The sequence below is a fragment of the Gammaproteobacteria bacterium genome (assembly GCA_036381015.1).
Classification (GTDB): domain Bacteria; phylum Pseudomonadota; class Gammaproteobacteria; order Steroidobacterales; family Rariloculaceae; genus ZC4RG20.
In genome coordinates this window covers 41,448-57,403 of sequence record DASVDR010000011.1, presented here as the reverse complement: position 1 = coordinate 57,403, position 15,956 = coordinate 41,448, and the positions used below count along the sequence as shown (strand labels likewise).

The 15,956-nt window shown below is 67.8% G+C and carries 15 protein-coding genes and 2 tRNA genes; 2 read left to right on the top strand and 15 right to left on the bottom strand.

Annotated elements, in window-relative coordinates:
• Window positions 1-35: 35 nt before the first annotated feature.
• Entirely contained in the window at window positions 36-1,724 is a 1,689-nt protein-coding gene (gene ilvD / locus VF329_04620) for a dihydroxy-acid dehydratase (GenBank protein HEX7080274.1), read from the bottom strand.
• Between the two features lie 270 nt (window positions 1,725-1,994).
• Here ilvD and VF329_04615 point away from each other — a divergent pair, with 270 nt between their 5' ends.
• A complete protein-coding gene (locus VF329_04615; GenBank protein HEX7080273.1) occupies window positions 1,995-3,269 on the top strand; it encodes a hypothetical protein in 1,275 nt (424 codons plus the stop codon).
• Window positions 3,270-3,506: 237 nt separating this feature from the next.
• Here the strand turns inward: VF329_04615 and VF329_04610 are convergent, their stop codons facing one another.
• From VF329_04610 to VF329_04595, 4 genes are all read right to left on the bottom strand, one after another.
• Window positions 3,507-6,017: an ABC transporter permease gene (locus tag VF329_04610; protein HEX7080272.1), complete on the bottom strand. Its 2,511-nt coding sequence runs from the start codon at window positions 6,015-6,017 to the stop codon at window positions 3,507-3,509.
• Window positions 6,018-6,097: 80 nt separating this feature from the next.
• Window positions 6,098-7,399 (bottom strand): FHA domain-containing protein, encoded by a 1,302-nt coding sequence (locus tag VF329_04605; GenBank protein ID HEX7080271.1) that lies wholly within the window; start codon window positions 7,397-7,399, stop codon window positions 6,098-6,100.
• Window positions 7,400-7,526: 127 nt separating this feature from the next.
• Entirely contained in the window at window positions 7,527-7,931 is a 405-nt protein-coding gene (locus VF329_04600; protein HEX7080270.1) for a gamma-glutamylcyclotransferase family protein, read from the bottom strand.
• A 36-nt stretch (window positions 7,932-7,967) separates the two neighbouring features.
• Entirely contained in the window at window positions 7,968-8,375 is a 408-nt protein-coding gene (locus tag VF329_04595) for a DUF6152 family protein (protein HEX7080269.1), read from the bottom strand.
• Window positions 8,376-8,475: 100 nt separating this feature from the next.
• On the opposite strand from VF329_04595, the gene VF329_04590 reads away from it, so the two are divergent.
• A complete protein-coding gene (locus VF329_04590) occupies window positions 8,476-9,267 on the top strand; it encodes a hypothetical protein (GenBank protein HEX7080268.1) in 792 nt (263 codons plus the stop codon).
• Between the two features lie 48 nt (window positions 9,268-9,315).
• On the opposite strand, the gene VF329_04585 is transcribed toward VF329_04590, so the two are convergent.
• The 10 genes from VF329_04585 to VF329_04540 all read right to left on the bottom strand — a co-directional run bounded on the left by VF329_04585 (window position 9,316) and on the right by VF329_04540 (window position 15,913).
• Window positions 9,316-9,392, bottom strand: a tRNA-Pro gene (locus tag VF329_04585).
• 49 nt (window positions 9,393-9,441) lie between these two features.
• Complete coding sequence (locus tag VF329_04580; GenBank protein ID HEX7080267.1) at window positions 9,442-9,798, bottom strand: MerR family transcriptional regulator; 357 nt, start codon at window positions 9,796-9,798, stop codon at window positions 9,442-9,444.
• On the bottom strand, window positions 9,779-10,078 hold the full coding sequence (gene ihfA, locus VF329_04575; GenBank protein ID HEX7080266.1) for an integration host factor subunit alpha: 300 nt from the start codon (window positions 10,076-10,078) through the stop codon (window positions 9,779-9,781). The genes VF329_04580 and ihfA overlap by 20 nt, the downstream gene beginning before the upstream one ends.
• Before the next feature lie 20 nt (window positions 10,079-10,098).
• The gene (gene pheT, locus VF329_04570; protein HEX7080265.1) at window positions 10,099-12,477 is read right to left on the bottom strand and encodes a phenylalanine--tRNA ligase subunit beta; all 2,379 of its coding nucleotides are present in this window, start codon (window positions 12,475-12,477) and stop codon (window positions 10,099-10,101) included.
• 9 nt (window positions 12,478-12,486) lie between these two features.
• On the bottom strand, window positions 12,487-13,470 hold the full coding sequence (gene pheS, locus VF329_04565) for a phenylalanine--tRNA ligase subunit alpha (GenBank protein HEX7080264.1): 984 nt from the start codon (window positions 13,468-13,470) through the stop codon (window positions 12,487-12,489).
• A 22-nt stretch (window positions 13,471-13,492) separates the two neighbouring features.
• Window positions 13,493-13,855 (bottom strand): 50S ribosomal protein L20, encoded by a 363-nt coding sequence (gene rplT, locus VF329_04560; protein ID HEX7080263.1) that lies wholly within the window; start codon window positions 13,853-13,855, stop codon window positions 13,493-13,495.
• 9 nt (window positions 13,856-13,864) lie between these two features.
• The gene (gene rpmI, locus VF329_04555) at window positions 13,865-14,062 is read right to left on the bottom strand and encodes a 50S ribosomal protein L35 (GenBank protein ID HEX7080262.1); all 198 of its coding nucleotides are present in this window, start codon (window positions 14,060-14,062) and stop codon (window positions 13,865-13,867) included.
• Window positions 14,063-14,168: 106 nt separating this feature from the next.
• Complete coding sequence (infC, locus tag VF329_04550) at window positions 14,169-14,687, bottom strand: translation initiation factor IF-3 (GenBank protein ID HEX7080261.1); 519 nt, start codon at window positions 14,685-14,687, stop codon at window positions 14,169-14,171.
• A 231-nt stretch (window positions 14,688-14,918) separates the two neighbouring features.
• Window positions 14,919-15,650 carry an HAD family hydrolase gene (locus VF329_04545; GenBank protein ID HEX7080260.1) on the bottom strand — a complete coding sequence of 244 codons (732 nt, stop codon included), beginning with the start codon at window positions 15,648-15,650 and terminating at the stop codon, window positions 14,919-14,921.
• 188 nt (window positions 15,651-15,838) lie between these two features.
• Window positions 15,839-15,913: transfer RNA gene (locus tag VF329_04540), tRNA-Val, on the bottom strand.
• Window positions 15,914-15,956 lie beyond the last annotated feature (43 nt).

Here is a 15,956-nt window from a genome sequence, read left to right as displayed (position 1 = left end):
ACGCGAGCTTCGGGCGTTTCCGGCACTCGCTTAGTTCATTGCGGCACCGTGACGGCGCCGCGGGAAGCCGAGCTGACGAGCGCGGCGTACTTGGCGAGTAAACCTCGCTCGGCTTGTCGCGGCGGAGTCCAGGCCGCGAGCCGCCGCGAGAGCTCGTCCGACGACAGCAGCACGTCGATGGTCTTCTTCTCGGCGTCGATGACGATGCGATCGCCGTCTTCGAGCGCGGCGATCGGGCCGCCGACGGCGGCCTCGGGCGTGACATGGCCGACGACGAAGCCGTGGCTTCCGCCGGAGAACCGGCCGTCGGTGATCAGCGCGACCTTGTCGCCGAGCCCGCGGCCGATGATGGCGCCCGTGGGGCTCAGCATCTCGCGCATGCCCGGGCCGCCCTTCGGGCCCTCGTAACGGATGACGACGACGTCGCCCGCGACGACGCCGCCGTCGAGGATCGCGCGCAACGCCTGCTCCTCCGACGGGAAGCAGCGCGCCCGCCCTTCGAAGCGGATGCCCTCCTTGCCGGAGATCTTCGCCACGGCGCCTTCCGGCGCGAGGTTGCCGTAGAGGATCGCGAGGTGGCTGTCCGCCTTGATCGGATCGTCGAGCGGCCGAACGATGTCCTGCCCTTCGGGGTACGGCCGGACGTCTGCGAGGTTCTCGGCGACCGTCCGGCCCGTGACCGTGAGGCAGCCGCCGTGCAGCAGCCCCGCATCCAGCAGCGTTTTCATCAGCGGCCGGATGCCGCCGATCCGGATCAGCTCCGACATCATGTACCGGCCGCTCGGGCGGAGATCCGCCAGCACGGGGACGCGCGCACCGATCCGCGAGAAGTCGTCGAGCGCGAGCTCGATGCGCGCGTCGTGCGCGATCGCAAGGAGGTGCAGCACGGCGTTCGTGGAGCCGCCGAGCGCGATCACGGTGGCGATCGCGTTCTCGAAGGCCTCCCTCGTCAGGATGTCGGACGGCTTGATGCCGCGGCGGATCAGCTCGACGACGGCCTCGCCGGCACGGCGGCAGTCGTCCCGCTTCGCCGTCGACACCGCCTCCTGCGCCGAGCTGTTCGCGAGGCTCATGCCGAGCGCCTCGATCGCCGACGCCATCGTGTTCGCCGTATACATGCCTGCGCAGGAGCCGGGCCCCGGTATCGCCGTGGACTCGACCTCCTTGAGCTCCTCGGCGCTGATCTTGCCCGACGCATACCCGCCGACGGCCTCGAACACGGAAACGATGTCCCGGTGCTTCGGCCCGGGCTGGATCGTGCCGCCGTAGACAAACACGGACGGACGGTCGAGCCGGGCCATGGCCATGACGCAGCCCGGCATATTCTTGTCGCAGCCGCCGATTGCGACGAAGCCGTCGAAGCCTTCGCCGGCGACGACGGCCTCGATCGAGTCCGCGATCACCTCCCGGGAGACGAGCGAGTAGCGCATCCCCGGCGTGCCCATAGAGATGCCGTCGGACAGCGTGATCGTATTGAAGAGCACGCTCTTGCCGCCCGCGGCGTCGGCGCCGGCGGCGGCCTCGCGGGCGAGGCGGTCGATGTGCATGTTGCACGGCGTGACCATGCTCCACGTCGAGGCGATGCCGACCTGCGGCTTTCCGAAGTCCTCGTCGCGGAAGCCCACGGCGCGCAGCATGGCGCGGCTCGGCGCCTGCTCGACGCCGTCGACGACGATCCGCGACCAGCGTCGGGGATCGACCTTGTTCGAATCGTCCTGAGCCATGCGTTTCCCCAGTGTGGCGTTCCTGCAAATCTCCGCGCCAGACGGCGGGCAGCGATTATCCCGTTCGCACCGCGGCCCGGCAACCGGAGGCGATTTTCTTCAATGACTGGCGAAATTCTGTACACTTGAAATGGTTCCCTCGAGCCGTCGCGGAAGCACTCACATAGAACGGCCGGGGAGAGAGGGGAAAATGGGGCGGTGGTCGGTCGCGCGGCACGCACAGGCGTCCGCGTCGTTGCTGGCTGCCGGGCCTCTTTTGGAGGGGCCGTTATGAGCTTTACGGACGACTCGGGGATCTTCCGGCTCGCAAGCGTCGGAAGGTACCTGGACGCGCTGTCCTCCATCACGGCCGAGATGAGCCTGAAGGAGCGCAGCGACCTGATTTACCTCGACAAGTGCCTCCACCGTCTGTGGGGCCTCGGGCAAAACGTCATCCTCTGCTGGTGCCCGGAGGCGGACGGGATCTCCCTCGTCGTGATCCCGCACTACGCCGTGGCCGAGGTCACCCGGCGCGGCACGGCGGGTGCCGGCGCGGAGCAACGGGTAGGCCCTTCCGAGGATTTCTTCAAGGCCCTGCTGTCCGGCCGCAGGCGCTTGAGCCCCCGGCACCTCGACAACGTCGTGCGGCTCCTCGGTGCGGAGAAGACGCACTTGCAGCTGCGCGCGCCGCTCGGCACGCACCCGGCGCACGAGCGCATCGTCGAGGCGATGATCAAGCGCTACAGCATCACCTATGTGCCGAGCCGCGCGGTCGCGCTCTTCGACATCGTCGGCTTCGGGCTGCTCAGCCCGTTCGAGCAGATGACGCAGCTGAACAGCCTCTCCTATTCCGTGAACGCCGCTCAAAGCAAGCTCCTCGACAAGAAAATCGGCGTGGACTTCGCGCGCTCGACGACCGGGGACGGCTTCTACATCTGGAACCGCGACCTCGATCTCGAAGCGAACATCAATCTCTATCACCTGATGTACCTCGTGCTGGCCGACAACGCGATCGCCCGCCACAAGGCCACGTGCAATTCGGTGCCGAAGCTGCGCGCGTGCTTCCACATCGGGAGCTGCTACGAGTTCCATCAGTCCGAGGGCCTGAACCCCACGCTCTACAACTACCTCGTCGGCGACGTCACCGTCGAGCTTGCGAGGATGATCGACCGCGCGCTGCCGAATCAGATCCTCGTCGGCGACTTCACGCTGGACGTCGAGCGCGCCGGCGGCGGCACGACGACGATGGACGCCATGGACTTCGTGTTGCGCGCCACGGCCAACCTCGATCAGCTGCAGGGGCTCGAGCTTGCTGGCGAGCGGGTCGACTCGATCAAGTCCTATCTCACCGGCACGCGGTTGCGCAACGGCCAGTTCACGGTCCGCCGAATCACCGTCAACGACAAGCACGGCATCTCGAGGCAGGTCTTCAATGCGAAGGCCAACATCTACCGCCGCAACGCCGAGCCGATCCTGCTCGGCATCGAGGACAAGAGGCTCGCGGCGGGCCAACTCCTCCAGGAGTCGAGCGAGCACATCGTGAGGCCGCTGAGCGCGACCGTGTAGTAGCCTAAGCCAGGCTGCCGATTGTCCCTCGGCCAGGTCTATCGCCTGACGAAGCGCGGGCGACGCCGGTTTGCCGAGGAGAAGGAACGCTGGGAGGTGTTCTCGACCGCCGCCGCTCGCTCGTCATCGTCTCCACGCTGCTGATCGGCTCGGCTCTCGCGGCCTGCATGCGGCCGGTCCGCCGGGCGCTCGCCATCGAGCCGGCGGCTGCAATCAAGGCGGATTGAGCAGGCGCGGCTACTCGTAGCGCAACGCCTCCATAGGAACGACGCGCGCTGCGCGCCGCGCCGGCAGGTAGCCGGCCGCCGCCACGACACACACGAGCACGAGCGCCGCGGCCGCGAGCGCGCCGGGGTCGCTTCCTGAAAGCCCGAACAGCAGGGATGCCAGCGCGCGACCGACGAAAAGAGCCGCGCCCAGTCCGATCGGCATGCCGATGAGCGCGATCCAGCCGGCTTGTCGCAAGAAGAGGCCGCGCAGGCGGCCCGGCGTGGCGCCGAGCGCGAGCCGCACGCCGAGCTCGCGGGTGCGCTGCGCCACGTTGTAGGCGAGCACGCCGTACAAGCCTACCGCCGCGAGCAGCGTCGCGAGACCGGCGAACGCCGCCGAGAACAGCGCGACGATCCGGTCGAGGAAGACATTGTTCTCGACGGTCGTCTCCATCGTCATGAGATTCGCAACCGGCAGCGCGGGGTCGACTGCGTTCACGACACCCCGGACAGTCGCAAACAGCGTCTCGGGGCCGACCGCGCCGCGCACATAGAATGCGAGCGCGCCGATGTTGTCGTCCTGGCGCCGGGGCAGGAAGTACTGAGGCGGGACGTCGTCTTTGACCCTGCTGTATTTCGCATCGGCCGCGATGCCGACAATCTCGACATCGAGATCGACACCGTTGCCGCGGCCCTCGCCGAAGCGCGTGCCGACGGCATCCATTCCCAAGCCGAACTTTCGCAAGAAGGCCTGATTCACGACCGCCACGCTTGGCGCGCCGAGGCCGTCGGCACGTCCGAACTCTCGCCCGGCCAGCAATGGAATCGACATGGCGCCGAAAAAGCCGGCGCTGACTTCGTTGGTAGACGCGCTAGTGTCGGTGCCTGGACCGGCATCGAAGCCTTGTACCGTCAGACTGACGCGCGAGTCGTTATCGGCGATGAGCGGCACCGATGCGGAGGCGACCGCGACGACGCCGGGCGCCGCGGCGAGCGCCTCCTCGAGGCGATCGAAGACGTTCATCGTGCGCTCGGTGCCGTAGCCGTTCAGACGGGGCGCTACGGTGAAGGTGACGAGCGAATCGATGTCCATGCCGAGATTCACGCGAGCGACGTTCATGAGGCTCTGCGTGAAGAGCCCGGCGAGCGCCAGCAGCAGCATCGACAATGCGACCTGAGACGTTGCGAGCGAGCCGCGAAATCTCGTCATGCCGCGCCCGCTCGCGGCGAGCGAAGCCTGCCCTTTCACGACGCGGCCGGGATCCGTGCGCATTGCCTTGATCGCGGGAATCGAGCCGAAGAGCAGAGCCGTGACGAGCGTAATCCCCGCCGCGAACGCGAGCACGGCCCCGTCGAGCTCGATATCGAAGCCGGTCCTGGCCTCCGCGCCCGGAAGCATCGCCTGGATGCCTCCGAGGATGAGCGCGGCGACCGGCAAGCTCGCGAGCCCGCCGACGACCGCGAGCACGGCCGCCTCCGCGAGCGGCCGCTGGAGCAGATGCCGGCGGCTCGCGCCGATCGCCGCATGGACCGCGAGCTCGCCCGTGCGTGCGATGCCGCGCGCGAGCACGAGGTTTGCAATGTTGACGCAGACGATCAAGAGCACGAGGCCTGTTACTCCGAGCAATAGCGTGAGCGGCCGGCGCGCATTCTGCGGGATCTCGCTCTGGCCGTGCGCGCCGGGCGTGATGACGATCTGCTTTTGCTTGAATTGCTCGAGCCTCTCGGGAGGCAGGAAGGAAACGAGCGGCGTTTCGATCTCCTCGATTATCCCGCGATAGATCACGTTGATCGCGGCCGCAGCCTCTCCGATCGTGACGCCGGGGCGCAGGCGGGCAAAGGCGTAGACCCAATACGCGAGCCGATTCTCGGCGTCCCGCCGTACCGTCGGCTCCATGGTCCAGCGCATCGAGAGCGGCACGAAGATCTTCGGTTGCGCGCCGAGCGTCGTGCCCGAAAACCCTCGAGGCGCGACGCCGATGATCGTGAGTGACGCCCCGTTCACGACGAGCGTGCGTCCGACGACGCCCGGATCGCCGCCGAAAGCGTTTTGCCAATGGTCGTAGCTCAGCACGACGACGGCCGATTCGCCGATGCGCGGCTCGTCGGCGGGCGCGATGAGACGCCCGACGGCAGGCTCGAGCTCGAGCACGTCGAAATAGCTGCCTGATACGAGTAGACCCGCAGTGGCCAGCGTCCTTCCGTCGTAAGCGAGGTTCGCACGGAAGAAGCGGTGACCCGCGATCCCCGTGAAGGCGTCCTGCCTTGCTTCGAGATCGCGGAACGTCGGATAGCTGAAGATCGCGTCGGGGCAGTCTCCGGCGAGGGCGCAGCTCGTCGAGCCCGGCTTCGGGCCCGGCGCGCTGAGGTTCACGAGCTGCTCGGGCGAGGGCACGGGCAGCGGCTGAAGCAACACGGTATGGACCCACGAGAACATCGCGGTCGTCGCGCCGATGCCGACCGCGAGCATGAGGACGACTGTAATCGTGAACCCCGGCGTGCGAAGCAGGCGGCGAATGGTTTGTCGAAACAGCATCATGCGGAGCCCCCCCTTCACCCCGAATCGAGCGAGCATATCGTGCGGCCGCTGAGCGCGACCGTGCAGTAGCGCGACGAGGTCTACCCCGTCTTGCCGACGATCGGCTTCGGGCTGACCAGCGTATCCTCCGCCGGGGAGCGCGTCTCCGGAGGCTCGGCCGGTCGCGCGCCGGCCGTCGCGAAACGCAGCTGATGCTGGCCGACCGCGATCAGGTCGCCGTCGCGCAGGCGATGCTCGCTCACTCGGCGGCCGTTCACGAAGCAGCCGTTCGTGCTGTTCAAGTCGAACAGCATCCACCCGTCGGGAGTTTCCATGAACAGATTCTGATAGCGGCTCACGTAGCTGCTGTCGAGCCGGATGTCGCAGCTTTCGTCGCGGCCGAGGACCATGCGCCGGCGCCGCAGCGGCACCTCCGCGATCAGGTTCGCGCCGCTCGTGACGATCAGACGCGCCGCCTGACCCGGTGCTTCGCCCTCGGCCGGGTCCGCGACCTGGATCGCTTCCGGGGACAGCTCGGCCTCGCCTTCCCTTCGCGCCCAGGGCGTCGGCTCGTAGCGCAGGTGCAGGCGCGCGCCGGCCTCCTTCAGCACGGCCCGAGTGACGCGGGGCTGGCGGAACTCCGAGCTTTGGGCCGCGACCGTTTCGAGCGCCTCGCGGCACAGCGCATTGATGTCGCCGACGACGCCCCGGGTGAACCCTTGAATGTCCACGATCGCCTCCTCCGGCACGAGCTCCTCGACCCACGAGCACCCGGCGCCGTGCAGGCAGGCCCTGATGTAGGCGCCGGTCTCCTCGGGCGTGAACCCGACGAGGCGCTGATGCACCGACGGGCAGAGCGTGCCGCTCTCCTCGTGGGCCATCAGGCTCGCGATCAGATCCTCGTTGCGCGTAATGAGCACGCAGTGGACGACCGGGCGGCGGCGCAGCCGTAGCCGGCCGAGCGACTCGAGCTCGCGAATCACGGGCAGCGCGAGGCGCTCGAGCGCGTCCACGACGATCACGGACCTGCGGCCATGCGCAGCCTGATGCTTTAAGAAGACTTCAAGAACATTTCTTAATTCGTTGATTGAGCCCTTTATTTCTCCGGGGCCGATGTCGACCAGAAGCTTCTGCAGCAGCTGCTGCGGCTCCTGCATGTCCGGCTTCACCCACGACAGGTGAATGTCGCGTCGGCCGTCGAGATGGTGGCCGACGAGTGTGGACTTCCCGACCCCCGCTTGACCGCTCAGATACAGGGATTGGAGCCGCCCCTCGAGCAAATGCTCGAGCTTGAGCTCCACGTAGCGCATCGATTCCGACGTGAAGAACGGCCGCGCCCTCTGCGCCGCGAAAGGATTCGTCTCGAGCTTGTAGTGCGCAATGAACAAGGCGACGTCCTGCAATCCGTGCGGCTCCGTCCTCCGGTCCCGACACCGCGCCGCGCCCGCAGGCGGCAGTTTCCTTTTGGCCGATGATGCCACGCGAGGGGGGCTTCAACCACTCGCTCCGGGCGGCGGGAGCCGCGAGGTTTCAAATGCGCCCGCGCCGCGCCCCGAGGAAATCGCCCGAGACGATGCGCTCGAGGCCGTCGATCGGCCGGTCGTAGAGATAGATCCACGCGTCGATGTCGCCGCCGCCCGAGAGGCACACTCGCGCCGTCCGGCGCACGTACTCGCCGGCGGTCCCGGGCGTGCAGCCCTCGTAGCGATCGAGCAGGGGCAGCAGCGCGCGAGGCTCGCGGAGTCGAAACACGTCGCCGCGGACGGTGTCCGCTTCGTCGCCAGACGGCACGGCGCCCGGGTACCAATCGACGAGATAGAGTCGGCCCTGAAACGCGGCCTCGCCGATATGCTCGGCATGGCGGGCGAGCACCGTGCACATCTCTCCGCCGAAGCCAGGGCGCAGCGAGCCGTAGACGAACAAGTGCTCGGTCATGCTGCTCGATCGCGCGCTAGGGCGTGACGAGCCGACTCACTCTTCCGGCGTCGTCGTATCGAACGCCGAGCCTGCGAAAACTTCCCGGCCGTCCGCAAGCTTGACCGTGCGCGCGTTGGCCACGAATTCCTCCGTGCGCGAGAGGAAGCCTTCCACCGTGATCGGCATGCCGGGCACGAGCGAATCGCAGCGCCAGCCGAGGCGCATCAAGTTGTTGGGCGGGCCGAGCTCGAAGTCCCAATGCAGCGTTTCGCCGTTCTCGTCGACAGCGTCGACATAGAGACGCGCATGCGGGTTCGTCCACTCGAGCTTGGCGACCTTGCCGGTGACCGTGATCGGTCGGTCGCGGTCGTATTGAGCCGCAAAGGAATGGTGGGCGGACGCCGGAACGGCGGCCCACAGCACGCCGCCACAAAGCAGAACGAGAAAGGACCGCGGACTCATTTCGGCTCCCCGACCGGCCTGGCACTCGGAGGCTATGATAGGTTTGCTCGCGGAGCCGTCCAAGCTTCGCGCACAAGAGCCAAACGGGGGGACTGTTCGTATGAAGGCGCTAGGACTGACCGTTCTGATCGTCGCGGTCTTGATCGCTTCGGCGGCGCACGCCCAATGGCCGCACTACCCGACGCCGGGCGTGCCGCGAACGCCCGACGGCGCAGTCGATCTCGACGGTCCCCTCCCTAGGACGGCCGACGGCCATCCGGATCTTTCCGGGCTGTGGCGCGTTCCGCGAGGCGGCGGCCCCACGGGGACGGGCGATGCACCGCCGCTTGCAACGTTCCGCGACGTGGGCGCAAACATCGAAGGCGGCCTTCCGTTTCGACCCTGGGCGGCGAAGCTCCGCGCCGAACGCGAAGCGAACGGCAGCCGCGACAACCCGGAGGCGGCCTGCCTTCCGATGGGCAACATGCAGTTTCACACGCAGGGGGCGCCGCGGAGGTTCGCGCAACTGCCCGACATCCTGATCATTCTTTACGAGGCCAGCATGGGCTACCGGCAAATCTTCACTGACGGCCGCCCGTCGCCCGACAACGACCCTCAGCCCTGGTACTACGGTTACTCCACGGGCCACTGGGAAGGCGATACGTTGGTCGTCACGACGACGAACTTTCGCGACGGCGGCTGGCTCGACATCGTCGGGAGCCCGCTGACCGATGCGGCGACGATCACCGAGCGGTTCCGGCGGCCGAGCTTCGGCCGCATGTACATCGATGTGACGGTCGACGATCCCAAGGCGTATACGAAGCCTTGGACCGTGCGCGTCAATCAGGAAATCATGGTCGACGAGGAGCTGATCGAGTTCGTGTGTCTCGAGAATCAGCGCTTCGGGCAATAGCAGATGCGCTCGACGAGAGCCTGCCCAGCCGCTGTGGATCTGAAGAGGTGGTCGGGGCGACTGGATTTGAACCAGCGACCTCTTGCGCCCCATGCAAGTGCGCTACCAGGCTGCGCCACGCCCCGACCGTGGTGGCAAGTGTAACGGAAAACGCCGCACGCGGGCGGCGGCGCCTCAGCGGCGCAGGAGCTTCAGCACGTCCTCGAGCTCGGTGCGGATTTGCCGGATGATCTGCTGGGCCTGCGTGACGTCCGAACGCGCCTCGTCACCCGTCAGCCGCTGGCGCGCGCCGCCGATCGTGAAGCCCTCCTCGTACAGGAGGCTCCTGATCTGGCGAATGATCAACACGTCCTGGCGCTGGTAGTAGCGGCGGTTGCCGCGCCGCTTGACGGGCTTCAGCTGCGGGAATTCCTGCTCCCAGTACCGCAGCACGTGCGGCTTCACGCCGCAGAGCTCGCTGACTTCGCCGATGGTGAAATAACGCTTTCCGGGTATCGGCGGCAGGTCGTGGTTATTCCCGGGTTCCAGCATAGGCTTCCACCCGCGCCTTGAGTTTTTGACCCGGCCTAAAAGTTACCACACGCCGTGCGGTTATCGGGATTTCCTCACCCGTTTTCGGGTTTCGACCGGGGCGCTGGTTCTTGTCGCGCAGATCGAAGTTGCCGAAGCCCGAGAGCTTCACCTGCTCGCCCGATGCGAGCGCCGAGCGCAGGTCCTCGAAGAAAAGGTCCACGAGCTCGCGCGCCTCGCGCTTGTTCAAGCCGAGCTCGTTGAACAACGACTCGGCCATGTCCGCTTTCGTTAGTGCCATGCTTTCCCGGTGTCAGCGATTCAAATTCTTATTTTCGCGCCGAGCTCCCGCTCCAGCCGCTGCGTCACGGCGCCTACCGCTCGGTCCGCGTCGGCGTCGGTAAGCGTGCGTGAAACGCCTTGTAAAATCAAGCCTAAGGCGACGCTTTTTCGCCCAGCTTCTATACCCTCGCCCGTATAGACGTCAAAAATGACGACTTCTTGGAGCCATTCCCCCGCCGCGCGCCGCGCCTCCTCCACCAAAGCGGCCGCGGACACGGCCTCGTCGACCACGAGCGCGAGATCGCGCCGGACGGCCGGCAGCCTCGAGTAAGGCTGGAAAACAGGCACTTCCGCGGGCGTGACGACGTCGAGCCGGAGCGCGAAGAGCAACACGCGCCGGCGCAGCTCGAGCCGATGCTCGAGCTCGGGATGGAGCGCGCCGATCCACCCGGCCTCGCGGCCGTCGCGCAGCACCCGAGCGCTTTGCCCGGGGTGAAGCGCCGGGTGCGGAGCCGGCTCGAAGCGGAACGCCGCGGCCGCGCCCGTCAGCTTCAGCAGCGCCTCGACGTCGGCCTTCACATCAAAGAAGTCGACCTCGGCCGGCTCGACGTTCCAGTGCTCGGGGGCCCGGCTCCCGACCGCGAGCCCGGCGACGACAGGCGCTTCCGCGGCGCCGTCGGGGGCCGGCGCGAACTCCCGGCCGATCTCGAAGAGCCGCAGGCGGGTCCGCTGGCGCGCGAGGTTCTGCCGGGCCGCGAGGAGCAGCCCGGGCCAGAGCGACGTGCGCATCACGTTCAGGTCGGCCGAGATCGGATTCGCGAGCGCGAGCTGCGGGGCGCCGCCCGAGACGGCCCGATCGAGCTCCGCATCCACGAAGCCGTAGCTCACGATCTCGTGATAACCGCGCGCGACGAGCACGTCCGCGAGCCGCTCGTCGTCGACTCGCTGCTCGGTGGCCGTGCCGAGGTGCACGGGCCCCGCTCCCGGGATCACGGGGATCCTGTCGTAGCCGATCAGCCTGCCGATCTCCTCGATCAGGTCTTCCTCGATCGAGATGTCGAACCGGAAGGACGGCGGCACGGCGTCCCACGCGCCTTCGCCCGTGCGCTCGAGCTCGATGCCGAGACGCGAGAGCAGCGCTTCGACCTCGGCTCCCCCGACGTCGACGCCGAGCAACGACGCGACGCGCGCGCGGCGCAGCGGCACGACCGGCCGCCGCGGGAGATGCGCCTCGAGCGCGGACACGACGGTGGGCCCCGGCCGACCGCCGGCGATGTCGAGGAGCAGCGCGGTGGCGCGCTCCACTGCCCGCGCCTGGCCCTCCGGATCGACGCCGCGCTCGAACCGCATCGAGGCATCGGTGTGCAGCCCGAAGCGTCGTGCACGACCCGCGACGGCCTTCGGCGCGAAGAACGCGGACTCGAGAAAGACGTCGGTCGTCTTCGCGGAGACCGCGGTGCTCGCGCCGCCCATGATCCCGGCCATGCCGATCGCGCCGGACTCGTCGGCGATCACGAGCACCTCCTCGTCGAGCTCGACCGTGCGGCCGTCGAGGAGCTCGAGCGTCTCGCCCGCCTCCCCGCGGCGAACGACGATGCGCCCGCGCAGCTTCGAGAGGTCGTAGGCGTGCAGCGGCTGGCCGAGCTCCAGCATTACGTAATTCGTGACGTCGACGATCGGGTGGATCGCGCGCTGCCCGGCGCGGCGCAGCCGCTCGCGGAGCCACAGCGGCGACTCGAGCCCGGTCGGCACGCCGCGGATGACGCGGCCGGCGAACCGGGGGCAATCGGCGCCCGCCTGGAGCTCGACCGGGAAGGTTTCCGGCACGGCTCGAGGGACGGCGGGGAACTCGACGGCCCGAAGCGGCACGCCGCGCTTCGCTGCGATTTCGCGCGCGATGCCGACGACGCTGAAGCAGTCGCCGCGGTTCGGCGTGATGTCGATGTCGAGGATCGAGTCGCGGAGCTTCAGGTGCTCGGCGATCGGCGTGCCGACCGGCGCCGCGGAATCGAGAAACAGGATGCCGTCGACATCATCCGCGAGCTCGAGCTCGGCGGCCGAGCACAGCATGCCGTGCGACGTGACGCCGCGGAACGCCGCTTCCGCGATCGTCGTGCCGCCCGGGAGCCGGGTGCCGACCCGGGCGAACGCGGCCTTCACCCCCGCCCTGACGTTCGGTGCGCCGCACACGACCTCGTGCCGGCCGGCGCCGTCGTCGACGATGCATACGGAAAGCTTGTCGGCATTCGGGTGCGGGGCGCACTCGACGACCTCCGCGACGACGACGCCTTCGAGCGGCGGCGCGGCAGGCAGCACGGCATCGACCTCGAGCCCGGCCGTCGTGAGATCCTCGGCGAGGCGGTCCGCGTCGCCGTCGACGCCGACCCACTCGCTCAGCCATTCGAGATTGACGCGCACGGCCGGGCCTTACGCGAACTGCTCGAGAAAGCGCAAGTCGTTCTCGAAGAACAGGCGCAGGTCGTCGACGCCGTAGCGCAGCATCGTGAGCCGCTCGACGCCCATGCCGAACGCATAGCCGCTGTACTCGCGAGGATCGACGCCCATGTTGCGCAGCACGACGGGGTGCACCATCCCGCAGCCGAGGATCTCGAGCCAGCGGCCCGATTCCGACCAGATGTCCACCTCGGCCGAGGGCTCGGTGAACGGGAAATACGACGGCCTGAAGCGCAGCCGGACCTCGCGCTCGAAGAAGCTCGAGACGAACTCGTAGAGCAGCGCCTTCAGGTTCGCGAAGCTCACGCCGCGGTCGATCGCGAGCCCCTCGACCTGGGTGAACATCGGCGTGTGCGTCATGTCGGAGTCGCACCGGTACACCCGCCCGGGCGCGATGATGCGCAGCGGCACGCCGTGCGCGCGCGCCGCACGAATTTGCACCGGCGACGTATGGGTGCGCAGCAGCAGCCCGGAGGCCAGGTAGAACGTGTCGTGCATGGCACGCGCCGGATGGTCCTCCGGGATGTTCAGCGCCGTGAAGTTGTGGAACTCGTCCTCGACCTCGGGGCCGGTCGCGACCTCGAAGCCGGCGCGCTCGAGAATGCGCGTCATGCGCCGCAGCGTCCGCGTGACGGGGTGGAGATTGCCGGGCAGCTCGCCGCGGCCCGGCAGGGTCACGTCCACGCGCTCGGCGGCGAGCGCCGCCTCGATGCGCCCCGCCTCGAGCGCGCGCCGGCGCGCCTCGATCACGCGCGTGAGCGCCTGCTTTGCGGCGTTGATGTCCTTGCCGGCAGCGGGGCGCTCCTCGGGCGGCAGCCGCCCGAGCTCCTTCAAGCGATGGGTCAGCAGCCCCTTCTTGCCGAGATACTTGACGCGGACCGCGTCGAGCTGCTGAAGGTCCCGCGCCGCGCTCGCGGCCGACTCGGCCTCGCGGACAAGCTCGGCAAGAGCGCTCACGCCGCCACCCGTCGTCGTTGGGTCAGCGAGCTGCGAGCGCCTCTTTCGCGGCCGCGGCGAGCGCAGCAAATGCTTGCTCGTCGTAAACCGCGATGTCCGCGAGCACCTTGCGGTCGACCTCGATCTCGGCGAGCTTCAGCCCGTTGATCAGACGACTGTAGGAGAGGCCGTGCCCGCGCGCGGCCGCGTTGATGCGCGTGATCCACAGCGCGCGGAATTGGCGCTTGCGCTGCCGGCGGTCCCGGTAGGCGTACTGCCCCGCCTTGATCACCGCCTGCTTGGCGACGCGGTAGACCTTGCTGCGCGCCCCGTAATACCCCTTGGCTTTGCCCAGCACCTTGCGATGCCGGGCTCGGGCGATGACGCCGCGTTTGACTCGTGCCATGTCGCGCTCCTAGCTGTACGGCAGCATCTTGCGCACGGCCGGCACGTCGGCCTCGGCGACCTGCAACGTGGCCCGAAGCTGGCGCTTCCGCTTCGGGCTCTTCTTCGTGAGGATGTGATTCAGATACGACTGGCCGCGCTTGAATCCGCCGTTGCCCTTCGGGCGAAAGCGCTTCGCGGCGCCGCGATTGCTCTTCAGCTTCGGCATGTCCTTCTCCTCCGGATCTTCTGGCCCGAGCCGATCGCCGAGATCGGGCAGGCGGCCGACGGCGGCGCCCGGCGCGCCGTCGTGCACTTCTCGTCGTTTCGGCTCGCTACCGCTTGCGCGGTGCGATGACCATTACCATCTGCCGGCCCTCGAGCTGCGGGAACTGCTCGACCGTGCCGTATTCCTCCAAGTCCTTCTGCACGCGGCGAAGCAACTGCGTGCCGAGCTCCTGGTGCGCCATCTCGCGGCCGCGAAACCGCAGCGTGACCTTGGTCTTGTCTCCGTGCGTCAGAAACCGGACCAGGTTGCGGAGCTTGACTTGATAGTCGCCCTCCTCCGTTCCCGGCCGGAACTTGACCTCTTTGATGTGCGTCTGCTTTTGCTTGCGCCGCGCGGATTGGGCCTTCTTGTTCTGCTCGAACACGAACTTGCCGTAATCCATGATGCGGCAGACCGGCGGGTCGGCGTTCGGTGCAACCTCTACGAGGTCCAAGTTGACGCTGTCTGCGGCTTGCCGTGCCTCCTGGATGGTCATGATGCCGACTTGCTCGCCGTTGGCACCGATTACCCGTACCCTAGGCGCGCTGATTTCCTCATTGCGCCTGACGCGCTTGCTTTGGACGATTCTGTCCTCCTTACGTTCCGGTCGAACGCCCCGCTAAAACAACTGCGGCCGCGGGCTCACGTCGGCGAGAGGGTTGCCTCTCGGTGCGCTTACCTACGGCCGCTCTCGATTTAGAACCGCCCCGCCCGATTTTGCTCGGCATTTCAGGGCAGTCGAGCATTTTACGGGCGTCCCTGAAGGGACACAAGCCGGCGCTATCGCGGATACCGCCCGTGCTCGCCGTTCGTCCCCTCAAGGGCCCGCGCCGCGGTTGAGCTCGACGATCCGGGTGACGTCGTGGAGGCTTTCGACCTCGAAGTCCGCCGGAAGATCCCCCGGCGAATGCGTCTCGCCCGACAGCCTGCCCTCGGGCCGGCGCAGCCACGCGGCGATCATTCCGGCCGACATCGCCCCCTGCACGTCGAATATCGGCGCCGCGCAGTACAGGACGTCGCGCGCCTCGAGCCCCGTGCGGTGGAGCACCCAGCGATAGGTCCGCGGATTCGGCTTCGCGACCCCGGCCTCCTCCGTGGTGCCGACGAAGTCGGGCTGGAAGTGCTGGAACTTGTCGACGTACATCCGCAGGTACTTGGTCTCGACATCGGAGTAAATGAAGACCTTCACGCCGAGCTTCTGCTGGTTCGTCAGGGCCTCCTCGGTGTCCGGGAAGAGCTCGACTTTGTCCTGGAGCTCGAGGAAATACTCGACGTCGTCGGCCGAGCCGGGGATGCCGAGCAAACGATAGGCGTTGACCAGGGACTCGCGCACGAGGTCCGTGACCTGCGCATAGCGGTAGAACGCGGCCCGGCGGTGCAGGCCCTCGAAGCCTTTGACCCACGTCTCCACGAGCTCCTGCTCGGAGACGGCCGCATCGTATTTCTTCACGATACGGGCCGCGGCCCCGCGCCAGCTGCCCGCCCAATTGAACAACGTGGTCTTCGAGTCGTAGAAGATTGCCCGCGGCCATCGGCCCGTGATCGCCATGCTTGATTTCCTCCGCTAACTACCGGCCGCGACGTGCCCCGCGGCGTGCCTTCGAGTGTAGCATTGCGGGCGGGACGGTAGAGCGGCGCGCGGAGGATCACTCGGCGGCGGCGGGCCGGGCAAGCGCCCGTCGGCCCCGTCTAGCCCCTTCGGCCGAGGACGAGGACGGCCCACCGCCGGGTGAAGTGTGGTAGGCGCGAGTGGGATCGAACCACCGACCCCCACCATGTCAAGGTGGTGCTCTACCACTGAGCTACGCGCCTAAGGAAGCGCAACGATACCCACTTCAGGGGGCGGGACTCAAGT

Bases quoted from the DNA above. Each gene is read 5' to 3' on its own strand.
- rplT (HEX7080263.1), bottom strand. From the start codon at position 13,855: ATGGCACGAGTCAAACGCGGCGTCATCGCCCGAGCCCGGCATCGCAAG.
- VF329_04600 (HEX7080270.1), bottom strand. From the start codon at position 7,931: ATGACCGAGCACTTGTTCGTCTACGGCTCGCTGCGCCCTGGCTTCGGC.
- VF329_04610 (HEX7080272.1), bottom strand. From the start codon at position 6,017: ATGATGCTGTTTCGACAAACCATTCGCCGCCTGCTTCGCACGCCGGGG.
- VF329_04545 (HEX7080260.1), bottom strand. From the start codon at position 15,650: ATGGCGATCACGGGCCGATGGCCGCGGGCAATCTTCTACGACTCGAAG.
- ihfA (HEX7080266.1), bottom strand. From the start codon at position 10,078: ATGGCACTAACGAAAGCGGACATGGCCGAGTCGTTGTTCAACGAGCTC.
- rpmI (HEX7080262.1), bottom strand. From the start codon at position 14,062: ATGCCGAAGCTGAAGAGCAATCGCGGCGCCGCGAAGCGCTTTCGCCCG.
- VF329_04595 (HEX7080269.1), bottom strand. From the start codon at position 8,375: ATGAGTCCGCGGTCCTTTCTCGTTCTGCTTTGTGGCGGCGTGCTGTGG.
- VF329_04590 (HEX7080268.1), top strand. From the start codon at position 8,476: ATGAAGGCGCTAGGACTGACCGTTCTGATCGTCGCGGTCTTGATCGCT.
- VF329_04580 (HEX7080267.1), bottom strand. From the start codon at position 9,798: ATGCTGGAACCCGGGAATAACCACGACCTGCCGCCGATACCCGGAAAG.
- VF329_04615 (HEX7080273.1), top strand. From the start codon at position 1,995: ATGAGCTTTACGGACGACTCGGGGATCTTCCGGCTCGCAAGCGTCGGA.
- ilvD (HEX7080274.1), bottom strand. From the start codon at position 1,724: ATGGCTCAGGACGATTCGAACAAGGTCGATCCCCGACGCTGGTCGCGG.